This is a genomic window from Promicromonospora sp. NPDC110617 (assembly GCF_055598465.1).
Map to the genome: position 1 here is coordinate 270,763 of NZ_JBVKBM010000002.1, position 24,877 is coordinate 295,639.

Consider the following 24,877-nt stretch of genomic DNA (forward strand, 5'->3'; position numbering starts at 1 on the left):
CGGTGACGGCGGTCGCCCGCCACGCGGCGGACCGGCCCCCCGGTGTGTTCGAGATCAGAGTCGATCGAAGAGGAGCCCCACCATGGTCCTGCGACGCTTGTTCACGGTGCTCGCGCTCGCCACGCTCACCCTGTCCGCCGCCGTCGCCCCGGCGACGGCGACCGGGGCGGGCGGGGCGGAACCGCCGCCGGGCGGGGCGGAGAACGGCACCCGGCTGATGGAGGGCACCTCGCTCTACCCGCGCGCCATCCGGCTGGAGCACTCCGGCCGGGCGAACGGCACGATCGTGGTCAGCACGGTCACGTTCGACGGCGACACGGGTCACGGCGCGATCTTCACCAGCACGGACGACGGCCGCAGCTTCGAGCGGGTCGGCACGGTCTCGGACCCGGGGGCCACGCGGGGGCTGTGCTGCTCGACGTTGTTCGAGCTGCCGCGCAAGGTGGGCGACCTGCGCAAGGGCACCCTGCTGTGGTCGGCCTCGGTGGGCCAGCAGGAGGACGAGGCCACGCGCCGGATGACGCTGCCGGTGTGGGCCAGCACGGACCAGGGCCGTACGTGGGAGCACGTCTCGACAGCGGCGACGGCGGCGGGCGGCAAGGGGCTGTGGGAGCCGGAGTTCGCCGTCTCCCCCGACGGCGACCTGGTGCTGTACGTCTCGGACGAGAACCAGCAGCCGGCGCACAGCCAGGTGATCGTGCAGGCCACGTCGCCCGACGGCGTGACCTGGTCGCCGCTGCAGGACGTCATCGCACTACCGGACTCCGGGCTGCGCCCGGGCATGCCGGTGGTGCGGCGGCTGCCGGACGGTGACTACCTCATGAGCTACGAGGTGTGCGGCCCGGTGCAGGACTGCCGGCACTACACGCGCCGCTCGGCCGACGGGATCGCCTGGCAGCCGGTCACCGAGATCGGCAGCCCGGTCGCGACGGCGGACGGCACGCACTTCCGGCACACCCCGAACATCTCCTGGTACGACGACGGCACGCGCGACGGGCGGCTGCTCGGCGTCGGGCAGATGCTCTACGGGCCCGACGGCGCCGTCCTGCCCGGCAGCGGGTCCACGCTCATGACCAACGAGGGCGTGCCGGAGGCCGCCTGGAGCACGGCCGCCGCGCCCGTGAGCATCCGCGACCCGTGGAACAACTACTGCCCCAACTACAGCCCCACGCTGCTGGCCCTGCCCGAGCGGGACGAGCTGCTGGAGCTGTCCACCGGGTACGAGTCCGAGGGCGGCGCCTGCACCACGTACTTCGCCGTGGCGGGCCTGCCGGACTGAGCGGGCCGGCGCGAGCCGGCCGCACCGCACCGCACCGCTCGCACGAGGGTGGCCGCCGTGAGCCTCAGGCGCTCACGGCGGCCACCATCAGCACCACGGGCGCGACCACCAGCAGGTACATCAGCCCGAAGAACAGGGTGTGCACCACGACGAAGCCCGTGAGCGTCCGCCAGTGCGCGCCCACCCGGAGGTGCGCGGCGAGCTTGCGCACGAACGAGGACGGGTGCAGCAGGTCCCAGGAGTTGAACCGGACGTAGCGCCCCAGGTAGATGCCCACGCTGACCAGCACGAGGGTGAGCGCCACCAGCACCCAGGAGTCGGGCTGCCGGTACGGGTCGTCGTCGTTGGGCCGCACGATGAGCACGTACGCGAACTGCACGAGCAGCACGTTCATCAGCATGTTGAGCACGCCGGACAGCGCCAGGGACAGCACCATCACGATGTCGTACCAGAGCGGCGCGGGGTCGTCCGTGGGCCGCCGGTGGGAGAAGTTCAGCTCCGTGACCAGGTAGGCCGAGTTGGGCAGCAGCAGCACCCACACCACGAGCACCACCGCGATCACGGTGAGCATGAGCGCCCGGTTCGGCACGAACGTGATGACGCCCAGCACCAGCAGCAGCCCGATCCCGAGCACCACGGCGGGCGCGACGGACAGCCCGATGTTCAGCACCATCGGCCAGTACACCGGCAGCCGGAACAACGGGGCCCGCAGCAGCACCAGGGCCAGGGCGAAGACGTTGAGCAGGACGATGCCGGCCGGCAGCAGGAGGATCGCGTTCATCACCGCACATCATCACCGTGGCCCCGCCGTCGCGCCCGGTGACGGGTCGGCGGGGGGCCACGGCGGGGCAGGTGTGCGTCAGCGCACCGGTGCGCCGGGCCCGAGCGGGATGCCGAGCGCCCACCAGGCGAAGAACAGCGCGGTCCACGCCAGCGTCATGCACACGGCGAGCGGCAGCGTGTACGAGGCCAGCGTGCCGATGCCGGCGTCCTTGCGGTACCGCTGCAGGAACCCGAGCGCCATGATGAAGTACGGGCTCATCGGCGTGATCGCCGTGGACCCGGAGTCGGCGATGCGGAACAGCGCCTGCGTGGTCTCGGCGGGCACGTCCAGCAGCATCAGCATGGGCACGACGACGGGCGCCGCGATGGCCCACATGGCCGAGCCGCTGGTCACGAGCACGTTGACCACGGACAGCAGCGCGAGGATCGCCAGGAACACCACCCAGATCGGCACGCCGCTGGTCTCCAGCGCCTCGGCCGAGTTCACGGCGATGACGTCGCCGATGTGCGTCCAGTCGAAGTACGCCAGGAACTGCGCGATGGCGAAGAACAGCACCAGCACGGGCGCCATCTGGCGCACGCCCTCGGCCATGAGCCGCGGCACGTCCCCCGCCCTGGTGATCTCCCCGGACCGCCACCCGTACACGATGCCGACCAGCGCGAACAGCACGGCGACGATCGCGGCGATCCCGTCCAGGAACGGCGACTCGGTCAGGCTCCCGCCCTCGCCCCGCAGCGGGGACGACGGCAGCAGCACCACCACGGCGATCAGCACGATCGCGGCGAGGCCGGACAGAAGTGCGGCGCGCAGGGCCCCGCGGTCCCGCGGCGAGAGCTCCAGGCCCGCGACGTCGTCCAGATCGGCATCCGGGTCCGCGCCGAGATCCGGCCGCTTGGCCAGCACCAGGTTCGTGACCAGGGTGATCACGATCGCCAGCAGCAGCGACGAGCCGATGTTGAAGAACCAGTTGCTCACCGGTGAGACGTACGCGTTCGGGTCGATGATCCGCGCCGCCTCCGTGGTGATGCCCGCGAAGATCGCGTCGTTCGGCGTCGGCACCGGGCTCGCGTCGTACCCCGAGGCGATCGACGTGTACGCCACGACGACGCCGAGGATCGGCGACTTGCCCACCGCCCGGAACGCCAGCCCGCCCAGCGGCACGAGGATGATGTACGCGGCGGCGCTCGCGACGTGCGAGACGGTGCCCGCGAACGCGACGGCGAACACCACCCAGGAGACGGGCACCCGGGAGACGGAGACCTTCATCGCCGCCGACAGGAAGCCGGTGCGCTCCGCGATGGCGACGCCCATGATGACCACGACGATGGTGCCCATCGGGCCGAACGTCGCGAAGTTGTCGACGGCCGTGGAGACGGCCATGGCGAGGCCCGCGCCGCTGAGCAGGTTCTGCACCACCACGGTCTCGCCGTCGGCGGGCGAGACGACGGACACGCCCGCCGCCGCCAGCCCGGCGCTCGTCACGCCGAGGATCGCCGCCAGGATCCAGAACAGCCAGAACGGGTGCGGCAGGGCGTTGCCGAGGCGCTCGACGACGGCCAGCGCGCGCAGCACGCGCGGCAGCCGGTCCGGTTCGGTCCCGGGTGCGGCCTGCTTGGACGTCGCGGTCATGACGCCGCCCCGTCCGTGCCGTGCGAGCCGTCCGTGCCGTGGCTCACGAGGAACCGCACCGGCAGCCGCTCGTCGCGCAGGAACTCCCACAGCACCTCGTGGGCCTCGATGCTGTGCGTCGCGTACCCGCCGCCGGAGTAGCTGTCCTCCCCCGGCCAGGTGTGGCCACCCCCGAGCACCGCCACGTGCGTCACCTCGGCGCCCCGGTCGCAGCCCGTCCACCGGGACGTGGTCACGTCGAACGCCGTCTGCTCGACGGCGGGCCCCCGGGTGCACCCGTTGCGCTGCACCCAGCCGCCCACCCAGTCCGGGATCGCGGGCAGGCCGCGGTCGGCGTCACCCGCGTACGGGATGGTCACGTCGTCCGTGCCGTGGAAGTCGATCACCGGCACCGGCCGCGCCGGGTCGCAGTCCGGGTGGCCCGTGCCGTAGAACGCGGCCGCCACGGGTGCGACCGCCGCGATCCGGTCCGACAGCTCGCACGCCAGGATCCCCGTGAAGCCCGCGCCGTTGGACTTGCCGGTCGCGTACACGCGCCGCGGGTCCACGCACAGGCCCCGCTCCAGCGTGTCCAGCAGGTCGTTCGTGTACGCCACGTCGTCGACGCCGGGGGCCGCGTACGGCGCGCCCTCCCAGGCCTGCCGGTCGCCGTCGCCGGTACCGACCACGCCGTTGCCGTACGCGACGATCGCGGGCAGCGCGTCCAGGCCGGAGAACGCCTCCGTGCCCGCCCCCGTGTTGCCTCGGCCGTGGAACACCAGGACCACGGGCCACGCCCGGTCGCTGCGGTAGCCGTCCGGCAGGTGGAGCTGCACGGTGCGCTCGCGCCCGGCGCTGGTCAGGGTGCGCAGCACGCTGCTGCCCGGCTCCTGCCCGGGATCGGTGCCGCAGCCCGCGGAGCGCAGGCCGGGGCTGGCGGACGCCGCCGTGGCGCCGACCGGCCCGGCCAGGCCGGAGACCGCGAGCGCCAGGGCGGCGAGGAGCGCCGCGCGGCGGCCCGGCCGTCGTCGGCCCTGTGGTGCGGGGCGAGGTGATGCTGTCGTCGTTGACATGCGAGTCCTTTCTGGGCGCCGCGCCCGCGTGCGGGCACGGCGGAGCGGACACCTGGCGGGCCAGGTGCGTATCGAGGGGTGCTGTCCGGAGGGGTGGCCGGCGCTAGGCGGGCGGCCACTCCTCCACGAAGGTCGTGATCCGGGCGACGATCGCCTTCACGATCGCGGCGCCGTCCTCGGCGGTGGCCCGGCGCGGGTCGCCGAGCACGCCGTTGGGGCTGAGCCGGTCGTACGGCAGGGTCAGGGTGGGCTGCGCGTGACGGCGGGCCGTGCGGGAGACGTCGTCGAGCTGGTCCGGGGTGGTGGTGCCAGGCTCCAGCCGGTCGGTGTGCACCAGGTGCGGCGCGAGGTGCAGCATCTGCGCGGTCTCGGCCTCGCCGGAGTGCCCGTGCACGGCACTGGGCTCCATCGCGGCCACGGCGTCGCCCGCGAGCGCCGTCAGGGGTGACCAGGCAAGCTGGACCCCCGGGTGGGACACCAGGAGATCCTGCGCCACCGTGGTCAGCGTCGCGTTGTTGCCGCCGTGCCCGGTGACCACCAGGAACCGCGTCCAGCCGTGCCGGTGCAGGCTGGTGACGTACTCCCGCACGACGGCGGCGAACGTCGTCGTCGTCAGCGTCACCGTGCCCGCGAACGCCATGTGGTGCGGCGAGACCCCCACGGGGATCGACGGCCCCACCACCACCCGGCCGGCCAGGTTCGCGGCGACCTGCGCCACCACGCCCTCGGCCCGCACCAGGTCCGTGCCGAGCGCCATGCCCGGCCCGTGCTGCTCCAGCGCCCCCGCCGGGATCAGCACCACGGTGCCGCGCGCGACGGCGTCCGCCGCCTCCGCCGTCGTCATCTCCGCGAGGCGGTACGGCGCGGTCACGGTGCCACCTCCCCGAAGTCCGCCGCCTCCAGCGACTCCCGGATCGTGGTCAGGTGCGCCCGCGTCAGCCGCTCCGCGGCCGCGCCGTCCCCGTCGCGGACCGCGCCCAGGATCTCCAGGTGCTCCGCGTGGTCCCGCTGCCGGTCGTCGTACCGGAACCGGATCTCCGTCTGCTCCGACGCCCGCACGTGCAGCAACGCCTCCACCGTCTCGCGCAGCAGCCCGTTGCCCGACGCCGCCGCCAGCTCCACGTGGAAGTTCAGCGCCGGCCGGAACCCGTGCACCGGCGGCTGCAGCGCCGTCGCCGCGGCGGCCTCCAGCCGCTGCAGGGCGGCGGCGTCCCGGGCGCTCGCGGCGAGCGCCGCGATGCCCGGCTCGATGACGAGGCGGGCCTGGACCAGCTCGATCACCGAGGAGCGCGTGATGTGCGGCCGGTGCGGGTTGGCCAGCACCGACCGCTCGATGCCCGGTCCGATGTACGTGCCGGAGCCGTGCCGCAGCTCGACCACGCCGGTGGCCTCCAGCCGCCGCAGCGCCTCCCGGACGGTGGGGGTGGTGACGGCGAACCGCTTGGCCAGGTCGCGGGAGGACTCCAGCACGTCGCCGGGTCCGAGGCTCTCGGAGCGGATCAGGTCGACGATGTCGTCCGCGAGCTGCTCCGAGAACGAGGCTCTACCTTGAGTCATAAAGTGACTAAATCACTTGAGCACCCGTCCGTCAAGGTAGTCCGGCAGGGCGATCTGGTCGACCGCCTTGTCGATGCCGCCCATCATCCTGCCCGCCAGCGGCGTCTTCAGCAGGGCGCCCATCACCGCTGTGCGCGCCTTGATCTCGAACCGCGAGGGCGGCAGGAACCCGCGCGCGCCGCCAGGGAGCTGCTTCATGTTGACCGCGGCGTAGGGCCGCACGATCGCCTCGTACGCGGGGAACGCGACGGCGGGGTCGCCGCCCGCCCGGGCGAGCTCGCCCGCCAGCACGTAGGCCCCCACCAGCGCCAGCGAGGTGCCCATCCCGACGGACCCGGCGGTGCAGGCGTCGCCCAGGAGCGCGACGCGCCCGCGGTGCCACGACGGCATCTCGATCTTCACGTGCCGGTCGAAGTAGAAGTCGTCGGCGCGCTCCATCGCCTCCAGGAGGCGCGGCACCTCCCAGCCCTCCCCCGCCAGCACGCCGGCGACCAGGCGCTTCTGCCCGGCGATGTCGCGCCGGTCGTACTCGACGGGGTCCCCGGCGAAGTGGACCATCCCCCGCGCCCCGCCGTGCGCCGGGTAGAGCAGCACGTTGCGCCCGCCCACGCCGTTGCCGGCCGGCATCGAGTACAGCAGCTCCCAGCCGTCGAGGCCCCACGTGTCGCCGGCGCCCGCCGGCTCGGCCGTGAAGACGGCGCGGTGATAACCGGAGTCGACCGCCTGCCAGGCGCCGTCGAAGGCCAGGCGCCGCGTGGTGGAGAAGACGCCGTCCGCGCCCACCACGAGGTCGAACCGGCGCGGGGTGGAGCGCTCGAAGGTGACGTCGACGCCGTCGGCGCGCTGGTCGAGCGCCGTGATGCTGTCGTCGTAGAGGTACTCGACGCCGTCGGCGGCGTCCATGATGATCCGCATGAGGTCGCCGCGCAGGATCTCGATGTCGGCGATGACGCCGCCCGAGTGGCCGAACATCTCGGCCGGCAGCTCGACGGTGCGGCGCCCCGCGGCGTCGAGGTAGGCGATGCCACGCACGCCCGTGTGGGCGGCCCGGACCTGCTCGGTGAGACCCATCCGGTCCAGCACGGTCCGCGCGGCTCCGCGCACGTCGATGCCCTGGCCACCCGGCCGGGGCCCGGCCGACCGCTCGACCACCGTGACGTCGAAGCCGTACCGGCGGAGCCAGAAGGCGAGGGCCGGCCCGGCGACGCTGGCACCGGAGACGAGTACGTGAGTCATGGCTGCTCCCTGGTTCGAAGGTTCCTCGCCGAGGTGTTTCGGCGAGGCGCTTCGTACACCGTACGAAGCGCCCTATGCTGGGTAAAGGGCGGGGTAGTGCACCAGGTAGTGCACCTCCCGAACGCCCAGGCCACGGGGCCGCAGCGCGCGCGACAGGCCCGCGACCGCACTAGTACAGGGAGCCGAGATGACCACACCGTCCGAGCGCATCGCCGACGGGATCCGGAACCGCATCCGGTCGGGCGAGCTCGCCCCGGGGGCGCCGGTCCCGTCCACCCGCCGCATCGTCGCCGAGCACGGCGTGGCCATGGCCACCGCCAGCCGGGTGCTCGACGCGCTGCGCCGCGACGGGCTCGTCGAGGTGCGGCGCGGCGTGGGCACCGTGGTGGCCGCGGGCGCGGCCACCGGCACGGCCCGCCCGGGTACGGCGGCGTCCGCCGCGAGCGCCCCCACGGTGGACGACGTCGTGCGCCTGGCCATGGCGACGGCCGACGCCGAGGGGCTGGGCGGGCTGTCCATGCGGCGGATCGCGACCGACCTGGGCATCCCCACGATGTCGCTCTACCGCTACGTGCGCGGCCGTGAGGAGCTGCTGGCCCGGATGCTCGACACCGTGTACGCCACCTCGCCGCTCCCGGACCCGCTGCCGGACGGCTGGCGGGCCCGGGCCGAGGTGTGCGCCCGCACCATGTGGGCCGCGTTCCAGCGCCACCCGTGGGCCCCGCACGTCATGTCGATGACGCGGCCGCAGGTGCTGCCGCACGGCGTCGCGCACACCGAGGCCCTGCTGAGCGCGTTCGGCGAGCTGCCCGGCCGCGGGCTGGACCTCGACACGCGGATGCACCTGACCGTGTCGGTCTTCCAGCTCGTGCGCGGGCTGGGGGTGGGCATCGAGCCGGCGGCGCAGGCCCGCAAGGACGACGGGCTGACCGACGAGGAGTGGATGGACCGCACCTTGCCCGACCTCCAGGCCGCCGTCGACCCGCGCCGCCACCCGCACCTGGTGGCGGCGACGTCGGCCGAGGTGGACCTGACCCTCGACACGCTCTTCGAGTTCGGCCTGGCCCGCCTCCTGGACGGGTACGCGGTGTTCCTCGGGCAGGAGCGCTGATGTCCCCGCACGAGCGCGACAACCGGCTGCTGCTGCGCGCCCGGGACGCCATCGACCGCGACTACGCCCGGCCGCTCGACGTGCCGACCCTGGCCCGCATCGCGCACGTCTCGCCGTCCCACTTCAGCCGCAGCTTCCGGGCGACCTTCGGCGAGACGCCGCACCGTTACCTGCAGCGGCGCCGGCTGGAGCGCGCGATGGCGCTGCTGCGCAACACCGCGACGCCGGTGACGGAGGTTGCGCTGCAGGTGGGCTCCAACAGCCTGGGCACGTTCAGCCGCACGTTCCGCGACGTCGTCGGCGTCTCGCCGACCGAGTACCGGCGCCGGACGCGACCCGTGGCCGCGCCCGTCTGCTTCGTCAAGAGCTGGATGCGCCCCGCGGGCTGAGCGGTTCCTCGACCGAGCAGATTCGGAGAAGCGCACCGGCCCGGTGCGGTCCTAGCGTGGTGGGCATGTTCAAGAACATCTCCATCACCGCCGTGACCGTGCTCGACCAGGACGAGGCCCTCGACTTCTACGTCGGCAAGCTCGGGTTCGAGGTCAGCAACGACGTCGACATGGGCTTCATGCGCTGGCTGACCGTCTCCCTGCCCGCCGACCCCGACCGCCACCTCCTGCTGGAGGTGCCGGGCCCGCCGTCCCTCAGCGAGGAGGTCGCGGCCCAGGTCCGGGACCTGGTGACCAAGGGCGCGCTCGGGGTCGCGTGCATCCTGACCACCGACGACTGCCGCCGCACCTACGCCGAGCTCAGCGCGAAGGGCGTCGAGTTCACCGAGGAGCCGGTCGAGCAGCCCTACGGGATCGACTGCGCCCTGCGCGACCCGTTCGGCAACCACATCCGCATCACGCAGCCGGCCACCGGGCCGGTCGAGGTGACCGACGAGGACATCGCCCGGTGGAGCGCGGAGCAGCCGGGCTGACCGCTCGTGCCGGGGGCCGGGCGGGGCCGCACCTCAGAGCCGCGGCGGCCCCGCCTCGACCCGCCGCAGCACCGCGGGCAGGGAGTACAGGTCGGGCGACTCGTACAGCCCGCGCTCGTCCCACCAGGTCGCCCCGGCTTCGGCCAGCGGCCCGACGACGTCGGCCGCCGCCTCCGGCGTTGTCAGCCCGCCCACGACGACGTCGAACGGGCCGGGCGCGTCACGGTGCTCCGTGACGTACCCGGTGACCTCCCGGACCTCCTCCGGCGTGGGCGGCACCCCGTGCCCGGACGCGAACAGCGGCACGACGCCGTCCCACCGCGCCGCGCGCCGGAACGGCCGGCGCGCGGGCCAGAAGCCGCCGACCCAGACGGGTGGCCGGGGCTGCTGCACCGTGGCGGGGAGGATCTCGACGTCGCGCACCCGGTAGTGCGGGCCGTCGTGGTCGACGCGCTCCCCCGACCAGTACCGCGCCAGCAGGTCCAGGCCCTCGTCGAGCTTCTGGGCGAGCACCACGGGGTCGGTCTCGTCGCCGAAGCTGCCGAACTCGTCCTCGACGGGCCCGCCCAGCCCGGCGCCGAACACGACGCGGCCGCCGCTGACGGCGTCCAGCGTGGCGACCTGGCGCGCGAGCTGCTCGGGGCGGCGCCGGGCGACGGGCGTGACCAGGGTGCCGAGCCGGATCGTCGAGGTCGCGAGCGCCGCCGCGGTGAGCAGCATCCACGGGTCGCCGAACGGCTGGCCGCGGCGCGCCTCCTTGCGGTGCACCACGTGGTCCCAGACGAACAGGCCGTCCCAGCCCGCGTCCTCGGCCGCGCGGGCCACGGTGGCGACGGCGCGGGCGTCGGCGAGGTCGCCGAAGTTGGGGACGTTGACGGAGAAGCGCATCAGGCCTCCCGCAGGTCGCCGAGGTCGCGCCACATGATCCGCAGGCCGACGTCGCCCCGCTCGGGGTGCCGGAACGCGCCCGGCGCGACGCCGAGGGTGACGAAGCCGAGGCTCTCGTACAGGTGGACGGCGGCGGTGTTGGTGTCGACCACCGCGTTGAACTGGATCGCGGCGAAGCCCTCGCGGGCCGCCCAGGCGATCATGTCCTCGACCAGGGCTCGCCCGGCGCCGGTGCCGCGCACGGCGCGGTCGACCATGATGCTGCCGGACGCGATGTGGCTGCCCGGCCCCGGCCGGTTGGGGTACATGTTCGCGGTGCCGACCACGACGCCGTCGCGCACGGCGACGACGACGCGCCGCGGGGCCTCCAGCCACCCGGCGCGGGCGTCGGCCTCGCCCATCGTGGGCTCGTAGGCGAACGTGTCGGCGGCGCGGACCACCTCGCGCACGATCGGCCAGATGGCGGGCCAGTCGTCGGCGCCGGCCTCGCGCACGGCGGTCACGGGCCGGGGGTCGACGTCGGTCGTGGCGTCAGGGCGGACGGCGGCTGCGGCGTCGGCCGCGGCGTCGGAGGGTGCGCTCATCCCCCCACCCTGCCGCACGCCCACACGCTCCCGCCACGACGATTCCCGGTATCGCACATCAGCCAGGGGGTCACGGGCGGGGCCAGTGGCGCTTCGAGCGGTCCTCGATGACGCGGTTGTAACGGCCCAGCAGCTCGCCGAACCGGGCCCGGTCCGCCTCCGACCAGTCGTGCAGCAGCTCGGCCAGCAGCGCCCGGCTGGCCGCGCGCTCCTCGCCGAGCAGCCGGGCGCCCTCCGCGGAGAGGCGGAGCTTGCGCGCCTGACCGCCGTCGGGGTCCTCGAAGCGCTCGGCGAGGCCCGAGCGCCGCAGCGCGGCCGTCTGGCGGTTCAGGGTCGAGACGTCGAGCCCGGTGGCGGCCGCGAGCTCGGCGAGGCTGGCGGGACCGCCGGCGTCGAGCAGGCTGAGCAGCGTGTACGCGCTCTGGTCGAGCAGCCCGCCCTTGCGGCGCGTGCGCCCCGCGGGGAGCGCGGCCAGGTGCCGGCCGAACAGCATGCCCTCGTACTCGATCTCGTCGATCGCGGACGTCATCGTCGTCTTCCTCCGATCCCGCACGGACTATCGTCTATGCATCATGCACAAGATATGGCATCCTGAGGCCGAACCCCAATGTGCATGATGCACAGCAATCTTTCGAGGAGACTCGTGACGACCACCGCGTCCCGCCCCGCACCACCGCCCGAAGCCGGGACCACCGCCCCGGCGATCCACCCGAACCGCATCGTCGCCATCCTGGCGATCGGCGGCATCGTGGTCGCGATGACCCAGACCCTCGTGGTCCCGATCGTCGCGACGCTGCCCACCATCTTCGACGCCCCGGCGTCGGACACGTCCTGGATCATCACGGTCACGCTGCTCGTCGGCGCCATCTGCACGCCGGTCTCCGGGCGGCTGGGCGACCTGTACGGCAAGAAGAAGATGATCCTGGTCTCGCTGATCCCGCTGGCCCTCGGGTCCGCGATCTGCGCCGTGGCCACCACGGTGCCGGTCATGGTCACCGGCCGCGGCCTGCAGGGCCTGGCCACCGGGTTCATCCCGCTCGGCATCAGCATGCTGCACGACCTGCTGCCCAAGGAGCGCACCGCCGGCGCCATCTCCCTGATGAGCTCGTCGCTCGGCATCGGCGGCGCGCTCGGCCTGCCGTTCGCCGCCGCCGTCGCCGAGTTCGCGAGCTGGCGCATCCTGTTCTGGCTCATCGCCGTCTGCGCCGTCGTGGTCGGCGTCGTCGTCTGGCGGGCGATCCCCGCCCCGGCGACCGAGGCGAAGGTGCGCGCCCCGTTCGACTACGTGGGCGTGCTGGGCCTGGCCGCGGGCCTGGTGGCCCTGCTGCTGGCCGTCTCCAAGGGCGCCGAGTGGGGCTGGGCGAGCCCGCTGGTGCTCGGTCTGTTCGCCGGCTCCGTGGTGGTGCTCCTGGCCTGGGGCTGGTGGGAGCTGCGCACGCGCGACGCCCTGGTCGACCTGCGCACCACCGCACGCCCCGCCGTGCTGCTCACCAACGTGGCCTCGATCATGATCGGGTTCGCGATGTACGCGCAGTCCCTGATCCTGCCGCAGCTCATGCAGGCGCCGGCCGCGACCGGCTTCGGGCTGGGCCAGTCGATGCTGCAGATGGGCCTGTGGATGGCGCCGTCGGGCATCGCGATGACCCTCATGTCGCCGGTGGGCGCCAGCATCACCCGGGCCCGCGGGCCCAAGACGACGCTCGTCCTGGGGGCCCTGGTCATGGCGCTCGGCTACGGCCTGTCCACGCTGTTCATGGACACGCTCGTGGGCCTGTCGGTCACGGCGTTCGTCGCGGCGGCGGGCGTCGGCTTCGCCTACGGCGCGCTGCCCGCGATCATCCTCGGCTCCGTGCCCGCCTCCGAGAAGGCGGCGGCGAACGGCTTCAACGCCCTGATGCGCTCGATCGGCACCTCGGTGTCGGCCGCCGTGATCGGCGTGGTGCTGGCCCGGATGAGCACCACGTTCGGCGAGCACACGCTGCCCACCGAGGGCGGCTTCCGCGTAGCCCTGCTGCTCGGCTGCGGCATGGCGGTGGTGGCCGCGGCCATCGCCGCCACGGTCCCGGCCAAGGGGCTGCGCGAGACCTCCGGCGGGCACTGACCCGCAGGTCCTCGCCTCGGCCGTTCCGGTCGCGGGCCGGACGGCGCCCCCTCCCCCGGGGGCGCCGTCCGGCGTACGGTCTAAGCATGTGCCGAAACATCACCACGCTGCGCGGCCTCGAACCGGCCGCCACCGACGAGGAGATCACCGCCGCCGCGCTGCAGTTCGTGCGCAAGGTCACGGGCGTGACCAAGGTGAGCGACGCCACCCGCGACCCGGTGGAGCGCGCCACGGCGGAGATCGCGGACATCGTCACGCGCCTGCTCGACGAGCTGCCCGAACGTCGTCAGCCACCCAAGACCGTGCCGCCGCTGCGCCGCGCGGAGGTCCAGGCGCGCATCGCGCAGCGCATCAAGGACCGTGAGGAGCATGAGCGGATGCACGAGCTGGGCATCGCGCACTCGCACTGAGCGGCCCGCCCCGCTACAGTTGCGACGTGCTCGCACACCTCTCCTGTTGCTGTCACTGACACCCCACCCCGGTCCGTCAGTCCCCCGCGCGCGCCGTCGCACGCGCAGAACAGGAAGAGAAACAGGTGCAGTACGTCAATTCTGTCGTTGACCTTGTCGGCAACACCCCCCTGGTCCGGCTCAGCCACGTGACCGAGGGCGTGACCAGCGCGACCGTGCTCGTCAAGCTCGAGTACCTCAACCCCGGCGGCTCCTCGAAGGACCGCATCGCGGGCCGGATCATCGACGCCGCCGAGCGCGAGGGCAAGCTGCTGCCGGGCGGCACCATCGTGGAGCCCACGTCGGGCAACACGGGTGTGGGCCTGGCCCTGGTGGCGCAGCAGCGCGGCTACCGCTGCGTCTTCGTGCTGCCCGACAAGGTGGGCGAGGACAAGCGCAACGTGCTGACCGCCTACGGCGCCGAGGTCGTCGTCACGCCGACGGCGGTGGCGCCCGACAGCCCCGAGTCGTACTACTCGGTGAGCGACCGGCTGGTCCGCGAGATCCCCGGCGCCTTCAAGCCCGACCAGTACTCCAACCCGAACGGCCCCCGGTCGCACTACGAGACCACCGGCCCGGAGATCTGGCGGGACACCGACGGCCGCGTCACGCACTTCGTCGCCGGCGTCGGCACGGGCGGCACCATCACCGGCACCGGCCGCTACCTCCGCGAGGTCTCGGGCGACACGGTGCGCATCGTCGGCGCCGACCCCGAGGGGTCGGTCTACTCGGGCGGCACCGGCCGGCCCTACCTGGTCGAGGGCGTGGGCGAGGACTTCTGGCCCACCGCCTACGACCCGAGCGTGCCGCACGAGATCATCGCGGTGAGCGACGCCGAGTCGTTCGCGATGACCCGGCGCCTCGCCCGCGAGGAGGGCATCCTCGTGGGCGGCTCCAGCGGCATGGCCGTGGTCGCCGCCCTCAAGGCCGCGCGCGACCTGAGCGCCGACGACGTCGTGGTGGTCCTGCTGCCCGACGGCGGCCGCGGCTACCTCGGCAAGATCTTCAACGACACCTGGATGCGGTCCTACGGCTTCGCGCCCGCCATCGAGGACCACACCGTCGCGGACGTGCTGGCCGCCAAGGCCGACCGCACCCCGCCCCTGCTCTACGTGCACCAGACCGACACGGTGCGGGAGGCGATCGACCGGATGACCCGGTCCGGCGTCTCCCAGCTGCTCGTGCTGACCGCGGAACCGCCCGTGGTGCTCGGCGAGATCGCCGGCGCCGTGCACGAGGACGAGCTGCTCGACGGGGTGTTCGCCGGCAAGGCGAACCTGTCGGACGAGGTGGGTGGCCTGATCGGCCGGCCCCTGCAGCTCATCGGCGTCAACGAGCCGGTCGGGACGCTGCGCGCGGCCCTGGCCGACGAGACCGCACTGCTCGTGACCGACGGCGGCAAGGCCCTCGGCGTGGTCTCCCGCTCCGACCTGCTCGACTACCTCGCGGTCTGACCCGCACACACCCTTCGAAGAGAGACCTGACCTGCCATGACCGACGCCCGACCGAGCCGTTTCGACACGCTCGCCATCCACGCGGGACAGCACACCGACCCGACCACCGGCGACGCGATCCCCGCGATCCACGTCACCTCCACCTACGCCCAGGACGGCATCGGCGGGCTGCGCGGCGGGTACGAGTACTCGCGCGGCGGCAACCCCACCCGCACGGCCCTTCAGGAGCAGCTCGCCGCGATCGAGGGCGGCGCGCACGGCATCTCGTTCGCCTCCGGCCTGGCCGCCGAGGACGCCCTCCTGCGCGCCGTGGTCGCCCCCGGGGACCACGTGCTCGTGCCGAACGACGTGTACGGCGGCACGCACCGCCTGATCCGCACCGTGCACGGCAAGGCGGGCGTCGCGCACACGACCGTGGACACTGCCGACCTCGACGCCGTGCGCGCCGCCGTGCGGCCGGAGTCCAAGGTGCTGTGGGTGGAGACGCCGTCGAACCCGCTGATGAAGATCAGCGACATCCCCGCGCTGGCCGAGCTCGCGCACGAGCACGGCCTGCTGCTGGTGGTCGACAACACGTTCGCCTCCCCCGCCCTGCAGCGGCCCCTCGACCTGGGCGCCGACGTCGTGGTGCACTCCACGACCAAGTACCTCGGCGGGCACTCCGACGTCGTGGGCGGCGCCGTCGTCGTGGGGGCGGGGGCCGACGAGCTCGCGGAGCAGGTGCGCTACGTGCAGTTCGCCGCGGGCGCCGTCTCCAGCCCGTTCGACGCGTTCCTCACCACGCGCGGCATCAAGACGCTGTCGGTGCGCATGCAGCGGCACTCCGAGACGGCGCAGACGCTCGCCGAGCGCCTGGTGCACCACCCCGCCGTCGCCCGCGTGCTGTACCCGGGGCTGCCGGACCACCCGGGCCACAAGATCGCCGCCCACCAGATGACGCGGTTCGGCGGCATGATCTCGCTGGACCTCGCGGGCGGGGAGCAGGCCGCGCGCACGTTCGCCGAGTCGACCGAGGTGTTCCTGCTGGCCGAGTCGCTCGGCGGCGTGGAGTCGCTGGTCAACTACCCGAGCGAGATGACCCACGCGTCGGTGCGCGGCACGGAGGCCGAGGTCTCGCCGTCGATCGTCCGTCTGTCGGTCGGCCTGGAGGACGTGACGGACCTCCTGGACGACGTCCTGCAGGCCCTGGACCGCATCTGACCCACCCCCTTCGCTGAGTGCTGGGTATGTGCGGTCCCCAGGCCTTCCGGACCGCAGATACCCAGCACTCAGCGGCGCTTAGGGTGGGGGCGTGACCGAACATGCTCCCGTGAGCGCTGCGATGCACCGCGCCAAGGCGGACGCCCGCGCCTCCCACACCACCGTGGGACAGGTGCGGCACCTGCCGGGCGACCGCGAGGAGATCGACTGCGCCTGCGGCATGACGCTGACCAACGGGCCGCAGTGGTCGCTCGACGAGCACATCCGGCTGCACCGCGCGGAGGCGCGCTACCTGGCGCTGAGCGAGGTGGCGCCCGCGGGCATGCCGCGGCTCATCCCGGTGGACCCGGCGCGGCTGCCCCGCTGACGCCGCGCCCCCTCACGAGGGCCGTCAGAGCTCGTCGGGGTCGTCCCAGGACACGCCGCTGGACGAGCCCGAGATCGGGTCGAGCTCGCAGCCGGCGAGGTTGCGCGGGGCCTTGGAGACGTCACCGCCGCCGAGCAGGCCACGACGGGTGGCGACGCGGCGGGCGACCGGCGGCGCGATGTGGGCGTAAGAGGCGTTCGACTCGTCGATGAGGTCGGTCGGGACCGAATCGGCCGAGTCACTGGTGGGCTGGGGTTCCCCCGTGATCATGGTCCCATTCTCGCAGGAACTGGGGGTTCGCCGCATCCGCTTGGCACAGTATTTCGAATCCACGCCAAGCCTCCACGACCACGGCACGCCCACCACGAGATCTCCCCCCACGTCCCCCCGCGGGGTGTGATGATCGTCCGATGCAGACGTGGCCGGGCCGCCCCTACCCCCTCGGGGCGACGTTCGACGGTACGGGGACGAACTTCGCGCTCTACTCCTCCGTCGCACAACGGGTGGAGCTGTGCCTCCTGGCGGACGACGACACCGAGACGCGCGTCGAGGTCACCGAGACGGACGCGCACGTGTGGCACGTGTACCTGCCCGGCGTCGGGCCCGGGACGCGCTACGGGTACCGGGTGCACGGGCCGTACGACCCGGCGTCGGGCCACCGCTGCAACCCGGCCAAGCTCCTGCTGGACCCGTACGCCAAGGCCGTGGACGGCGACCTGGACGGCGACCCGTCCCTGTTCTCGTACCCCTTCGCGGACGTGGAGCAGGCCACCACGGGCACGACGCCGGACGCCGCCGACTCCCTGGGCCACACGATGGTCTCCGTGGTGGTCAACCCGTTCTTCGACTGGGGCCACGACCGCCCGCCGGCCACGCCGTACCACGAGACGGTGATCTACGAGGCGCACGTCAAGGGCCTGACGATGCGCCACCCCGACGTGCCCGACGAGCTGCGCGGCACCTACGCCGGGCTGGCCCACCCCGCGGTGATCGAGCACCTGCGCGACCTGGGCGTCACCGCGATCGAGCTCATGCCCGTGCACCAGTTCGTCACCGACCCGTCGCTGGCCGCCAAGGGCCTGACGAACTACTGGGGCTACAACACGATCGGGTTCTTCGCCCCGCACAACGGGTACGCCGGCTACGGCAGCCGCGGCCAGCAGGTCATGGAGTTCAAGGCCATGGTCAAGGCGATGCACGAGGCGGGCATCGAGGTGCTGCTCGACGTCGTCTACAACCACACCGCCGAGGGCAACCACCTGGGCCCCACCCTGGGCTTCCGCGGCATCGACAACGCCGCCTACTACCGCCTGGTCGACGGCGACGACGCGCACTACTTCGACACGACGGGCACCGGCAACTCGCTGCTCATGCGCTCCCCCGCCGTGCTGCAGCTCATCATGGACTCGCTGCGGTACTGGGTGGAGGAGATGCACGTCGACGGGTTCCGCTTCGACCTGGCGGCCACGCTCGCCCGCCAGTTCCACGAGGTCGACCGGCTGAGCGCCTTCTTCGACATCGTGCACCAGGACCCGGTGATCTCCCAGGTCAAGCTGATCGCCGAGCCGTGGGACCTGGGCGACGGCGGCTACCAGGTGGGCGGGTTCCCGCCGCTGTGGACCGAGTGGAACGGTCGGTACCGCGACACGGTGCGCGACTTCTGGCGCGGCGAGCCGGCCACCCTGCCGGAGTTCGCCTCCCGCCTGACCGGGTCCAGCGACCTGTACGAGCACAGCGGCCGGCTGCCGAGCGCGTCCATCAACTTCGTCACCGCGCACGACGGCTTCACGCTCGCCGACCTCACGGCGTACAACGAGAAGCACAACGAGGCCAACCGCGAGGACAACCAGGACGGCGAGAACCACAACCGGTCCTGGAACTGCGGCGCCGAGGGGCCCACGGACGACCCCGAGATCAAGGAGCTGCGCGCCCGGCAGCGCCGCAACCTGCTCGTGACGCTGATGCTGAGCCAGGGTGTGCCGATGATCGCGCACGGCGACGAGCTCGGCCGCACCCAGCAGGGCAACAACAACGCCTACTGCCAGGACAACGAGCTCACGTGGGTGGACTGGGGCGGCCCCGACGGCCTGGACGCCGAGCACGCGGCCCTCCTGGACTTCGCCCGGCAGGCCGTCCGGCTGCGCCGCGACCACCCGATCCTGCACCGCCGCCGGTTCTTCGACGGGAAGGTCTCGCCGAACGCCGCCGGCGGGCCGGCGGACGTCGAGTGGCTCGACCTGACGGGCGCCCGGATGGACGACACGGACTGGCAGCAGGCCTACGCCCGGACCGTCGCCGTCTTCCTCAACGGCGACGCGATCACGGAGACGGGGCGCCGCGGCGAGGCGGTGGTCGACGACTCCTTCCTGCTGCTGCTCAACGCCCATTTCGAGGCGCTGGACTTCACGTTGCCGCCCGCCGGCTACGGCGCGTCGTGGACCGTGGTCCTGGACACCGACGGCAGCGCCGAGCCGGGGACGACGCTCCAGGCGGGCACCGGTCTGTCCGTGACGGGTCGCAGCGTGGTCGTACTGACTCGCCCATCCGGAACACCGGGCTAGGCTGTCGGCCGTGACCGGACCGAGGAGTGGAACCGGAGGCAGCACACCACCGCCCCGCCCGGGCCCTGACATGCCCGTTCCCGGGCCCAGACCCGTGGTGTGGGCCCCGCGCGCCCGCATCATCGAGGTGCTCGTGCCGTACGACCCGTACGAGGAGCCCGAGCACATGCCGCTGCGCCTCGTGGGCGCCGGCGAGCCCGGGTACTGGGGCGCCGACAGCGTGCTCGGGCACGGCACCGACTACGGCTACTCCGTGGACGGCGGCCCCCTGCTGCCCGACCCGCGCAGCGTGTGGCTGCCGCAGGGCATCCACGGGCCCACCCGCGTCTTCGACCCGGCCTTCGAGTGGACCGACGGCACGTGGTCCCCGCCGGACCTCTCCACGAGCGTGCTCATGCACGTCGACATCGAGACCTTCACCCCCGCGGGTACCCTGGACGCCGCAGCCGAGCTGCTGCCCACGATCGCCGGCCTCGGCGTGCACGGCGTCGAGCTCGCGCCGGTCGCGGCCTTCGACCCGGCCCTCGGCCCCGCCCGCGGCGTGCGCCTGTACTCGGTGCACGAGCCGTACGGCGGCCCGCGGGCGCTGCAGCGCTTCGTCGACGCCGCCCACTCCGCCGGGCTCGCCGTCGTGCTCGACATCCCGTACCGCTGGGCCGTGGCCGACGAGCTCGGTCTGGAGGCCTACGGCCCCTACCTGACGGGCGGCGGCGGCCGCCCGCGCGTGGCCCGGACCGAGCTCGGCGACGCGGGCGAGTACGCCCTGCAGGCCATGCGCCCCCGGACCGGCCAGGTACCCCTGGACCGGCCGCGGACCGGCCCCATCCAGCTCCGCACCGGCCAGGTGCCCACGATCGGCACGCGGGCGGGCAAGGTGCCGTCGTCGCCGACCGTGCGGACCGACTACGTGGGCGACCGCATCAACCTCGACGGCAGCGGCAGCCGCGGCCCCCGGGACTTCCTCGTGGACGACGCGCGGCACTGGCTGCGCGAGTACCACGTGGACGGCCTGGTGCTCGACGTGGACGCGCTCGTGGACCGCTCCCCCACGCCCTTCCTCGGCGAGCTGGCCGACTACGTCGTCGGCCTGGGCGAGCAGCTCGAGCGCCGGTTCAGCCTGCTCGTGGACGGTCCGGGCCGGAGCGACCGGCTCACCACGATCCTGCTGCGCATCCTGTCCGGGCCGGGCAAGACCGAGGACATCCAGGCGCTGCAGATGCTCGCCGACCTGGTGCACCCGTCGGTGCGCCGCGCCACCCGCCAGAACGGCGGACGGCGCAGCCGGGTCCGGTCCGGTGCCAGCGTGGTGGAGGACATCACCCGGCTGCCCGCGGCGCAGCTCACGGTGCCGTGGGCCGGCGAGGAGAGCCCCGCGACGGCGCTGCTCGGGGTGGACGACGTCGACATCCGGGCCAGCGTGCTGGCCACCGTGATCCTCGCGGGCAACCCGCTGGTGCTCGACACGGTGCACGTGCCCGTGGTGCCGCGCAACGCCAACGAGCAGCGGCTCATGAGCTGGGCGCACGACCTCATCGCGATCCGCCTCGCGATCACCGACGAGCTGGACCTCCCCCTGGAGATCCGGACCACCGCCGACCGCTCGGTCGTCGCGGTGCTGCGCGGCAGCCTGGCGTTCGTGCTCAACACGGGACACGGCCTGGCCGCGCTGCGGCTCGGGAGCCTCCTGCGGCCCGCCGAGGGCGCCAGCCGGGCCCCGCTGCCCGGCGCGTTCCGGCTGGCCGCCGCGTGGGAACCGGGGGCGACCCGCCTGGTGGGCGACACCCTCACCGTCCCGCCCCGGATGACGGCCGTGCTGCGCGCGGACACCTGACCTGGGAACCTGGGTTCGGGGACCGGCACCGACCGGTCGCGCGAAGGAGGCGTCCGATGGCGAAGAAGCCGGGCAGGTCGACCGGAAAGCACGCGGGGAAGAGCGCGGGCAAGGCCCCGGGCAAGAGCGCGGGCAAGGGCGGCGGCAAGGGCGGCGGCAAGGCCGCCGGGAAGGACGCTGGGGAGTCCGCGCCGCCCCGGGAGCCGGGCGACCGGTGGGAGACGCCGGCGGCCGACGTCCTGCGCTGGGTGCGCGGCACCGACCTGAGCGCCCTGGACCAGGCCGGCACGCCCGGCTGGGCGGGCGACCGGGCCGACGGCGAGAAGCTCATGGCCACCCGCGGCGAGGAGCTCGCCGACCTGCAGGAGCGCCTCTTCGCGCACGGCCGCACCGGCGGTGACCGGTCCGTGCTGCTCGTGCTGCAGGGCCTGGACACCTCGGGCAAGGGCGGCATCGTGCGGCACGTGGTGGGCATGGTGGACCCGCAGGGCGTGATGCACCGCGGGTTCGGCGTGCCGACGCCGGAGGAGCAGCAGCACGACTACCTGTGGCGCATCCGCAACGCCCTGCCCCGCCCCGGCTACCTCGGGGTCTTCGACCGGTCGCACCACGAGCAGGTCCTGGTGGTCCGGGTGGACCGGCTGGAGCCGGTCCGGGTCTGGCGCAAGCACTTCGCCGAGCTGAACGCGTTCGAGGCCGAGGTCGCGGCGTCGGGCACCGCGATCGTGAAGGTGACGCTCGTCGTGTCGCCCGACGAGCAGAAGAAGCGTCTGGCCAAGCGGCTGGACCGGCCGGACAAGCACTGGAAGTACAACCCGAGCGACATCGACGTGCGGCTCAAGCTCCCGCAGTACCTGGCGGCCTACCAGGAGATGCTGGACCGCACCTCCACGAAGGAGGCGCCCTGGTACGTGGTGCCGGCCGACCGGAAGTGGTACGCCCGCCTGGCCGTCACCGAGCTGCTGACCGACGCCCTGCGGTCGCTGGACCTGGGCTGGCCGCCCGCCGACTTCGACGTGACGGCGGAGAAGGCGCGGCTCGCGGCGACGTGACGCCACTGGTCGTGCCCGTCCCCGCTGGTCGAGCCCACCCCCGCTGGTCGAGCTTGTCGAGACCCGGCTCAGTTCGGGCTCGGGACGAGCCTGCGCCCCTCCTCGGCCAGCGCGCCCAGCCGGGACAGCGCCCGGTAGTACTTCTTGCGGTACCCGCCGGCGAGCATCTCGTCGGTGAACAGGCCGCGGGTGTCCCCCGCGCCGGCCAGCAGCACGGGCACGTCACGGTCGTAGAGCCGGTCCACGAGCACCACGAGGCGCAGGGCGACGGCCTGCGCCGTCACCGGGTGCACGCCCGTGAGGGCGACCACCGAGACGCCGTCGAGCAGCGCGCCGTAGCGGCTGGGGTGCACGGTCGCGAGGTGCTCCAGCAGGTCGTCGAACGCGTCGAGCGTGGCGCCCGGGCGGTCGGCGGCCGCCGTCACCTCCTCGACGGTCAGCGGCTCGGGGTCGGTGACGACGTCGCGGTGGCGGTAGTCCTCGCCGTCGACCCGCAGCGTCTCGAAGCGGTCGGACAGCGCCTTGATCTCCCGCGCGAAGTCCTGGGCGGCGAACCGGCCCTCGCCGAGCGCGCCGGGCAGCGTGTTGGACGTCGCGGCCAGCGCCACGCCGCGGTCGGCCAGCTCGCGCATGAGGCGCGACATGAGGGTCGTGTCGCCCGCGTCGTCCAGCTCGAACTCGTCGATGCAGACCAGCTTCTTCGCGGCCAGCGCCTCGACGGTCGGGAGGAACCCGAGGGCCCCCACGAGGTTGGTGTACTCGACGAACGTGCCGTACGCGGCAGCACCCGACCCGAGGGCCTCGCCCACGGCGTGGGCCAGCGAGGTGAGCAGGTGCGTCTTGCCGACGCCGAAGCCGCCGTCGAGGTACACCGCCGGGGCCGGGCGGCGGCGCGCGAACAGGCCGCGCCGCGGGGCCGTGATCTCCTGCGCGATCTCCGTCAGGCGGGCCAGGGCGCGTCCCTGGCTGGGGTGCGCCGGGTTGGCGCGGTAGGTCGCGAACCGCGCGGCGGCGAAGTGCCGGGGCGGTACGAGGTCGGTGACGAGCCGGTCGACGGGGACCTGCGGCCGGACGGCGCTGAGGGCCTGGGTGGCCCGGGCGGTCTGGGTCTCGGTGGCGGGGGCTGTCACGAAGCAGAAGATTACCGGCGGCTCAGGTCACCGGGCGTGCCACGAGAGCAACGTCACACGCGGTCACACGTGCACGACGGCGGGCGCGCCGGGCTGGTCGAGCACCTCGCCGAGGGCGTGGACCACCTGGGCCGGGGTCCGCGTCTGGGCCGGGTCCTCGTTGCGGTCGTCGCCCGCGACGGCGTGGTCGATGACGAGCTCATGGAAGCGCACGGCAGCGGACGGCCGCTGCTCCGCCTCCAGCCGCAGCACCTGGACCAGCATCGCGAGCCCGGCCCCGGTCACGCTGATCACGCCGGACCCGGCCATGGCCTCGCGGGAGGCGGAGCCGTTGAGCACGACGTACGGGTCGCCGGGTTGCAGCAGCGGGACGAGCGCGCGGGCCGCGTCGAGGTGGGCGGTGAGGTGGGAGGCCAGCGTCGCGGTCCACCGCCCCGGGTCGTCGTCCAGCAGGGCGGCGCCCTTGTGCCAGCCGCCGATCGACGCCACGACCGCCCCCGGCAGCGGGACGCCGGCCCGGCCGCAGGCGGCGCGGACGGCGTCGGGCAGGTCGGCGAGGGTGTCGTACCGGACGGGGAGGACGCCGTCGGCGTCGGGCAGCGGGCTGCGGGCCGCGGCGAGCACCGCGCGCCCGTCGGCAGCCAGGCCTTGGGCGACCCGGCTGCCGACGTAGCCGCTGGCCCCGACCACGAGGACGGGGCGGGGACCGGTCATACGGCTCAGACTAGGTCAGAGCGCGACCGGCTGCGGCACGGCCCTCGGGTCCGGCCCGAACCGGTTGGGTCCGGGCTCACCCGGCAGGGCGAGCAGCACGACGACGATGATCCCGCCGACGAGCGGGACCAGGCACAGCAGGTAGAACCAGCCGGACTTCCCGGTGTCGTGCAGGCGCCGCACGCCCGCGGCGAGGAGCGGCACGAACGCACCGAGCGCGACGATCCCGACGAGGGCCGAGCCGATCGACCCGAGCACCCCCGGCTCCTGCGTGACCGGGTCCATCATGACCAGGGCCGGGATCAGGAGCGCCACGAAGATCACGGCGTTCACGATCGCGAGCGCGAGGTAGAAGAACCAGTACTCGGAGGCCCGGGCGCGGCCGGTGAAGTCGGCGTACCTGCGCAGGCAGGTCCGGACGGAGTCGACGATCGACACGTGGGTCAGACCGCGGCGGCCTGGTCGACGGCCTTGGGGTCGGGGCCGAACTGGTTCGGGCCCGGGGTGCCGGCGGAGGCGCCCCAGACGATCAGCAGGATGAAGTTGACGAACGGGATCAGCAGGAGGAACGCCAGGGCGCCCGACTTGCCGGTGTCGTGCAGGCGGCGGACGATCACGGCGAGCGTGGGCAGCAGCACCGCCAGGCCGACGAGCGCGACGACGACGTAGCCGACCGTCAGGGAGCCGGGCATGGCCGGCACGGTGGTGCTGCCGGCGTTGGCGGCCTCGATGACGGCCGTCCCGTACGCGGTGAGGCCCGGCACGATCAGGACCAGGTAGAGCACCGTCACGACGATCACGACGGCCAGGTAGAACCACCAGAACTCGGAGCGCCGGGCACGGCCGCTGAACGTGGCGTACTTCGACAGCACGGTCCGGATGGACTCGATGAACGACATCAGGAAAAAGCCTCTCTCACGGTTCTTACCGGAAATCTCCAGCAAGTGCGCACACAGTGTCCCGATCAGTCAATAAG

General features: G+C 73.4%; 26 protein-coding genes. 12 read left to right on the forward strand and 14 right to left on the reverse strand.

Translation table 11 applies throughout. The annotated features are described in order from the left end of the window. Positions 1–82 precede the first annotated feature (82 nt). Entirely contained in the window at positions 83–1,279 is a 1,197-nt protein-coding gene (locus ACZ7LE_RS12055; protein WP_470403509.1) for a sialidase family protein, read from the forward strand. A 64-nt stretch (positions 1,280–1,343) separates the two neighbouring features. Here ACZ7LE_RS12055 and ACZ7LE_RS12060 read toward each other — a convergent pair whose 3' ends face one another. The 6 genes from ACZ7LE_RS12060 to ACZ7LE_RS12085 all read right to left on the reverse strand — a co-directional run bounded on the left by ACZ7LE_RS12060 (position 1,344) and on the right by ACZ7LE_RS12085 (position 7,537). After that, complete coding sequence (locus ACZ7LE_RS12060; protein ID WP_470403510.1) at positions 1,344–2,060, reverse strand: DUF1361 domain-containing protein; 717 nt, start codon at positions 2,058–2,060, stop codon at positions 1,344–1,346. A 78-nt stretch (positions 2,061–2,138) separates the two neighbouring features. Then, the gene (locus ACZ7LE_RS12065) at positions 2,139–3,692 is read right to left on the reverse strand and encodes an AbgT family transporter (protein ID WP_470403511.1); all 1,554 of its coding nucleotides are present in this window, start codon (positions 3,690–3,692) and stop codon (positions 2,139–2,141) included. Beyond that, positions 3,689–4,744 (reverse strand): CE1 family esterase, encoded by a 1,056-nt coding sequence (locus ACZ7LE_RS12070; RefSeq protein ID WP_470403512.1) that lies wholly within the window; start codon positions 4,742–4,744, stop codon positions 3,689–3,691. Before ACZ7LE_RS12070 ends, ACZ7LE_RS12065 begins: the two co-directional genes overlap by 4 nt. A 103-nt stretch (positions 4,745–4,847) precedes the next feature. Next, positions 4,848–5,615, reverse strand: a complete 768-nt coding sequence (locus tag ACZ7LE_RS12075; RefSeq protein WP_470403513.1) for a creatininase family protein — start codon at positions 5,613–5,615, stop codon at positions 4,848–4,850. After that, positions 5,612–6,301, reverse strand: a complete 690-nt coding sequence (locus ACZ7LE_RS12080; protein ID WP_470403514.1) for a FadR/GntR family transcriptional regulator — start codon at positions 6,299–6,301, stop codon at positions 5,612–5,614. Before ACZ7LE_RS12080 ends, ACZ7LE_RS12075 begins: the two co-directional genes overlap by 4 nt. 12 nt (positions 6,302–6,313) lie before the next feature. After that, the gene (locus ACZ7LE_RS12085; RefSeq protein WP_470403515.1) at positions 6,314–7,537 is read right to left on the reverse strand and encodes an FAD-dependent monooxygenase; all 1,224 of its coding nucleotides are present in this window, start codon (positions 7,535–7,537) and stop codon (positions 6,314–6,316) included. 187 nt (positions 7,538–7,724) lie between these two features. On the opposite strand from ACZ7LE_RS12085, the gene ACZ7LE_RS12090 reads away from it, so the two are divergent. From ACZ7LE_RS12090 to ACZ7LE_RS12100, 3 genes are all read left to right on the forward strand, one after another. Beyond that, positions 7,725–8,648, forward strand: coding sequence for a GntR family transcriptional regulator (locus ACZ7LE_RS12090; RefSeq protein ID WP_470403516.1), 924 nt, complete (start codon positions 7,725–7,727; stop codon positions 8,646–8,648). Continuing rightward, a complete protein-coding gene (locus ACZ7LE_RS12095; RefSeq protein ID WP_470403517.1) occupies positions 8,648–9,037 on the forward strand; it encodes a helix-turn-helix domain-containing protein in 390 nt (129 codons plus the stop codon). Before ACZ7LE_RS12090 ends, ACZ7LE_RS12095 begins: the two co-directional genes overlap by 1 nt. 65 nt (positions 9,038–9,102) lie before the next feature. Next, on the forward strand, positions 9,103–9,570 hold the full coding sequence (locus tag ACZ7LE_RS12100) for a VOC family protein (RefSeq protein ID WP_470403518.1): 468 nt from the start codon (positions 9,103–9,105) through the stop codon (positions 9,568–9,570). Positions 9,571–9,603: 33 nt separating this feature from the next. Here ACZ7LE_RS12100 and ACZ7LE_RS12105 read toward each other — a convergent pair whose 3' ends face one another. The 3 genes from ACZ7LE_RS12105 to ACZ7LE_RS12115 all read right to left on the reverse strand — a co-directional run bounded on the left by ACZ7LE_RS12105 (position 9,604) and on the right by ACZ7LE_RS12115 (position 11,571). Beyond that, the gene (locus ACZ7LE_RS12105) at positions 9,604–10,458 is read right to left on the reverse strand and encodes an LLM class flavin-dependent oxidoreductase (RefSeq protein WP_470403519.1); all 855 of its coding nucleotides are present in this window, start codon (positions 10,456–10,458) and stop codon (positions 9,604–9,606) included. Further along, entirely contained in the window at positions 10,458–11,042 is a 585-nt protein-coding gene (locus tag ACZ7LE_RS12110) for a GNAT family N-acetyltransferase (protein WP_470403520.1), read from the reverse strand. Before ACZ7LE_RS12110 ends, ACZ7LE_RS12105 begins: the two co-directional genes overlap by 1 nt. 70 nt (positions 11,043–11,112) lie before the next feature. Beyond that, entirely contained in the window at positions 11,113–11,571 is a 459-nt protein-coding gene (locus ACZ7LE_RS12115) for a MarR family winged helix-turn-helix transcriptional regulator (RefSeq protein WP_470403521.1), read from the reverse strand. Positions 11,572–11,685: 114 nt separating this feature from the next. On the opposite strand from ACZ7LE_RS12115, the gene ACZ7LE_RS12120 reads away from it, so the two are divergent. The 5 genes from ACZ7LE_RS12120 to ACZ7LE_RS12140 all read left to right on the forward strand — a co-directional run bounded on the left by ACZ7LE_RS12120 (position 11,686) and on the right by ACZ7LE_RS12140 (position 16,613). Continuing rightward, positions 11,686–13,143, forward strand: a complete 1,458-nt coding sequence (locus ACZ7LE_RS12120) for an MFS transporter (RefSeq protein WP_470403522.1) — start codon at positions 11,686–11,688, stop codon at positions 13,141–13,143. Between the two features lie 86 nt (positions 13,144–13,229). Then, entirely contained in the window at positions 13,230–13,553 is a 324-nt protein-coding gene (locus tag ACZ7LE_RS12125; protein ID WP_253837102.1) for a DUF2277 domain-containing protein, read from the forward strand. Positions 13,554–13,678: 125 nt separating this feature from the next. Next, complete coding sequence (locus ACZ7LE_RS12130) at positions 13,679–15,046, forward strand: cystathionine beta-synthase (protein ID WP_470403523.1); 1,368 nt, start codon at positions 13,679–13,681, stop codon at positions 15,044–15,046. A 36-nt stretch (positions 15,047–15,082) separates the two neighbouring features. Continuing rightward, positions 15,083–16,246: a cystathionine gamma-synthase gene (locus tag ACZ7LE_RS12135; protein ID WP_470403524.1), complete on the forward strand. Its 1,164-nt coding sequence runs from the start codon at positions 15,083–15,085 to the stop codon at positions 16,244–16,246. A gap of 109 nt (positions 16,247–16,355) precedes the next feature. Then, positions 16,356–16,613: a hypothetical protein gene (locus ACZ7LE_RS12140; RefSeq protein WP_470404546.1), complete on the forward strand. Its 258-nt coding sequence runs from the start codon at positions 16,356–16,358 to the stop codon at positions 16,611–16,613. A gap of 24 nt (positions 16,614–16,637) precedes the next feature. Here ACZ7LE_RS12140 and ACZ7LE_RS12145 read toward each other — a convergent pair whose 3' ends face one another. Further along, on the reverse strand, positions 16,638–16,883 hold the full coding sequence (locus ACZ7LE_RS12145) for a hypothetical protein (RefSeq protein WP_377230620.1): 246 nt from the start codon (positions 16,881–16,883) through the stop codon (positions 16,638–16,640). Positions 16,884–17,023: 140 nt separating this feature from the next. Here ACZ7LE_RS12145 and glgX point away from each other — a divergent pair, with 140 nt between their 5' ends. From glgX to ACZ7LE_RS12160, 3 genes are all read left to right on the forward strand, one after another. Next, positions 17,024–19,174 carry a glycogen debranching protein GlgX gene (glgX, locus tag ACZ7LE_RS12150; protein ID WP_470403525.1) on the forward strand — a complete coding sequence of 717 codons (2,151 nt, stop codon included), beginning with the start codon at positions 17,024–17,026 and terminating at the stop codon, positions 19,172–19,174. 70 nt (positions 19,175–19,244) lie between these two features. Beyond that, positions 19,245–21,005 carry an alpha-amylase family protein gene (locus tag ACZ7LE_RS12155; protein WP_470403526.1) on the forward strand — a complete coding sequence of 587 codons (1,761 nt, stop codon included), beginning with the start codon at positions 19,245–19,247 and terminating at the stop codon, positions 21,003–21,005. A gap of 56 nt (positions 21,006–21,061) precedes the next feature. After that, entirely contained in the window at positions 21,062–22,057 is a 996-nt protein-coding gene (locus ACZ7LE_RS12160) for a PPK2 family polyphosphate kinase (protein ID WP_470403527.1), read from the forward strand. 68 nt (positions 22,058–22,125) lie between these two features. On the opposite strand, the gene zapE is transcribed toward ACZ7LE_RS12160, so the two are convergent. The 4 genes from zapE to ACZ7LE_RS12180 form a co-directional block, all read right to left on the reverse strand. Further along, positions 22,126–23,187 carry a cell division protein ZapE gene (gene zapE, locus ACZ7LE_RS12165; protein WP_470403528.1) on the reverse strand — a complete coding sequence of 354 codons (1,062 nt, stop codon included), beginning with the start codon at positions 23,185–23,187 and terminating at the stop codon, positions 22,126–22,128. A 63-nt stretch (positions 23,188–23,250) separates the two neighbouring features. Beyond that, positions 23,251–23,901 (reverse strand): hypothetical protein, encoded by a 651-nt coding sequence (locus ACZ7LE_RS12170; protein WP_470403529.1) that lies wholly within the window; start codon positions 23,899–23,901, stop codon positions 23,251–23,253. A gap of 15 nt (positions 23,902–23,916) precedes the next feature. Then, on the reverse strand, positions 23,917–24,339 hold the full coding sequence (locus tag ACZ7LE_RS12175) for a DUF805 domain-containing protein (RefSeq protein ID WP_470403530.1): 423 nt from the start codon (positions 24,337–24,339) through the stop codon (positions 23,917–23,919). 5 nt (positions 24,340–24,344) lie between these two features. Beyond that, positions 24,345–24,800, reverse strand: a complete 456-nt coding sequence (locus ACZ7LE_RS12180) for a DUF805 domain-containing protein (protein WP_470403531.1) — start codon at positions 24,798–24,800, stop codon at positions 24,345–24,347. Positions 24,801–24,877 lie beyond the last annotated feature (77 nt).

What these genes read in the sequence shown, in the direction of transcription:
- ACZ7LE_RS12055 (WP_470403509.1), top strand. Translation starts at nt 83, where the DNA reads ATGGTCCTGCGACGCTTGTTCACGGTGCTCGCGCTCGCCACGCTCACC.
- ACZ7LE_RS12060 (WP_470403510.1), bottom strand. Translation starts at nt 2,060, where the DNA reads ATGAACGCGATCCTCCTGCTGCCGGCCGGCATCGTCCTGCTCAACGTC.
- ACZ7LE_RS12065 (WP_470403511.1), bottom strand. Translation starts at nt 3,692, where the DNA reads ATGACCGCGACGTCCAAGCAGGCCGCACCCGGGACCGAACCGGACCGG.
- ACZ7LE_RS12070 (WP_470403512.1), bottom strand. Translation starts at nt 4,744, where the DNA reads ATGTCAACGACGACAGCATCACCTCGCCCCGCACCACAGGGCCGACGA.
- ACZ7LE_RS12080 (WP_470403514.1), bottom strand. Translation starts at nt 6,301, where the DNA reads ATGACTCAAGGTAGAGCCTCGTTCTCGGAGCAGCTCGCGGACGACATC.
- ACZ7LE_RS12085 (WP_470403515.1), bottom strand. Translation starts at nt 7,537, where the DNA reads ATGACTCACGTACTCGTCTCCGGTGCCAGCGTCGCCGGGCCGGCCCTC.
- ACZ7LE_RS12090 (WP_470403516.1), top strand. Translation starts at nt 7,725, where the DNA reads ATGACCACACCGTCCGAGCGCATCGCCGACGGGATCCGGAACCGCATC.
- ACZ7LE_RS12095 (WP_470403517.1), top strand. Translation starts at nt 8,648, where the DNA reads ATGTCCCCGCACGAGCGCGACAACCGGCTGCTGCTGCGCGCCCGGGAC.
- ACZ7LE_RS12100 (WP_470403518.1), top strand. Translation starts at nt 9,103, where the DNA reads ATGTTCAAGAACATCTCCATCACCGCCGTGACCGTGCTCGACCAGGAC.
- ACZ7LE_RS12105 (WP_470403519.1), bottom strand. Translation starts at nt 10,458, where the DNA reads ATGCGCTTCTCCGTCAACGTCCCCAACTTCGGCGACCTCGCCGACGCC.
- ACZ7LE_RS12110 (WP_470403520.1), bottom strand. Translation starts at nt 11,042, where the DNA reads ATGAGCGCACCCTCCGACGCCGCGGCCGACGCCGCAGCCGCCGTCCGC.
- ACZ7LE_RS12115 (WP_470403521.1), bottom strand. Translation starts at nt 11,571, where the DNA reads ATGACGTCCGCGATCGACGAGATCGAGTACGAGGGCATGCTGTTCGGC.
- ACZ7LE_RS12125 (WP_253837102.1), top strand. Translation starts at nt 13,230, where the DNA reads ATGTGCCGAAACATCACCACGCTGCGCGGCCTCGAACCGGCCGCCACC.
- ACZ7LE_RS12135 (WP_470403524.1), top strand. Translation starts at nt 15,083, where the DNA reads ATGACCGACGCCCGACCGAGCCGTTTCGACACGCTCGCCATCCACGCG.
- ACZ7LE_RS12145 (WP_377230620.1), bottom strand. Translation starts at nt 16,883, where the DNA reads ATGATCACGGGGGAACCCCAGCCCACCAGTGACTCGGCCGATTCGGTC.
- glgX (WP_470403525.1), top strand. Translation starts at nt 17,024, where the DNA reads ATGCAGACGTGGCCGGGCCGCCCCTACCCCCTCGGGGCGACGTTCGAC.
- ACZ7LE_RS12155 (WP_470403526.1), top strand. Translation starts at nt 19,245, where the DNA reads ATGCCCGTTCCCGGGCCCAGACCCGTGGTGTGGGCCCCGCGCGCCCGC.
- ACZ7LE_RS12160 (WP_470403527.1), top strand. Translation starts at nt 21,062, where the DNA reads ATGGCGAAGAAGCCGGGCAGGTCGACCGGAAAGCACGCGGGGAAGAGC.
- ACZ7LE_RS12170 (WP_470403529.1), bottom strand. Translation starts at nt 23,901, where the DNA reads ATGACCGGTCCCCGCCCCGTCCTCGTGGTCGGGGCCAGCGGCTACGTC.
- ACZ7LE_RS12180 (WP_470403531.1), bottom strand. Translation starts at nt 24,800, where the DNA reads ATGTCGTTCATCGAGTCCATCCGGACCGTGCTGTCGAAGTACGCCACG.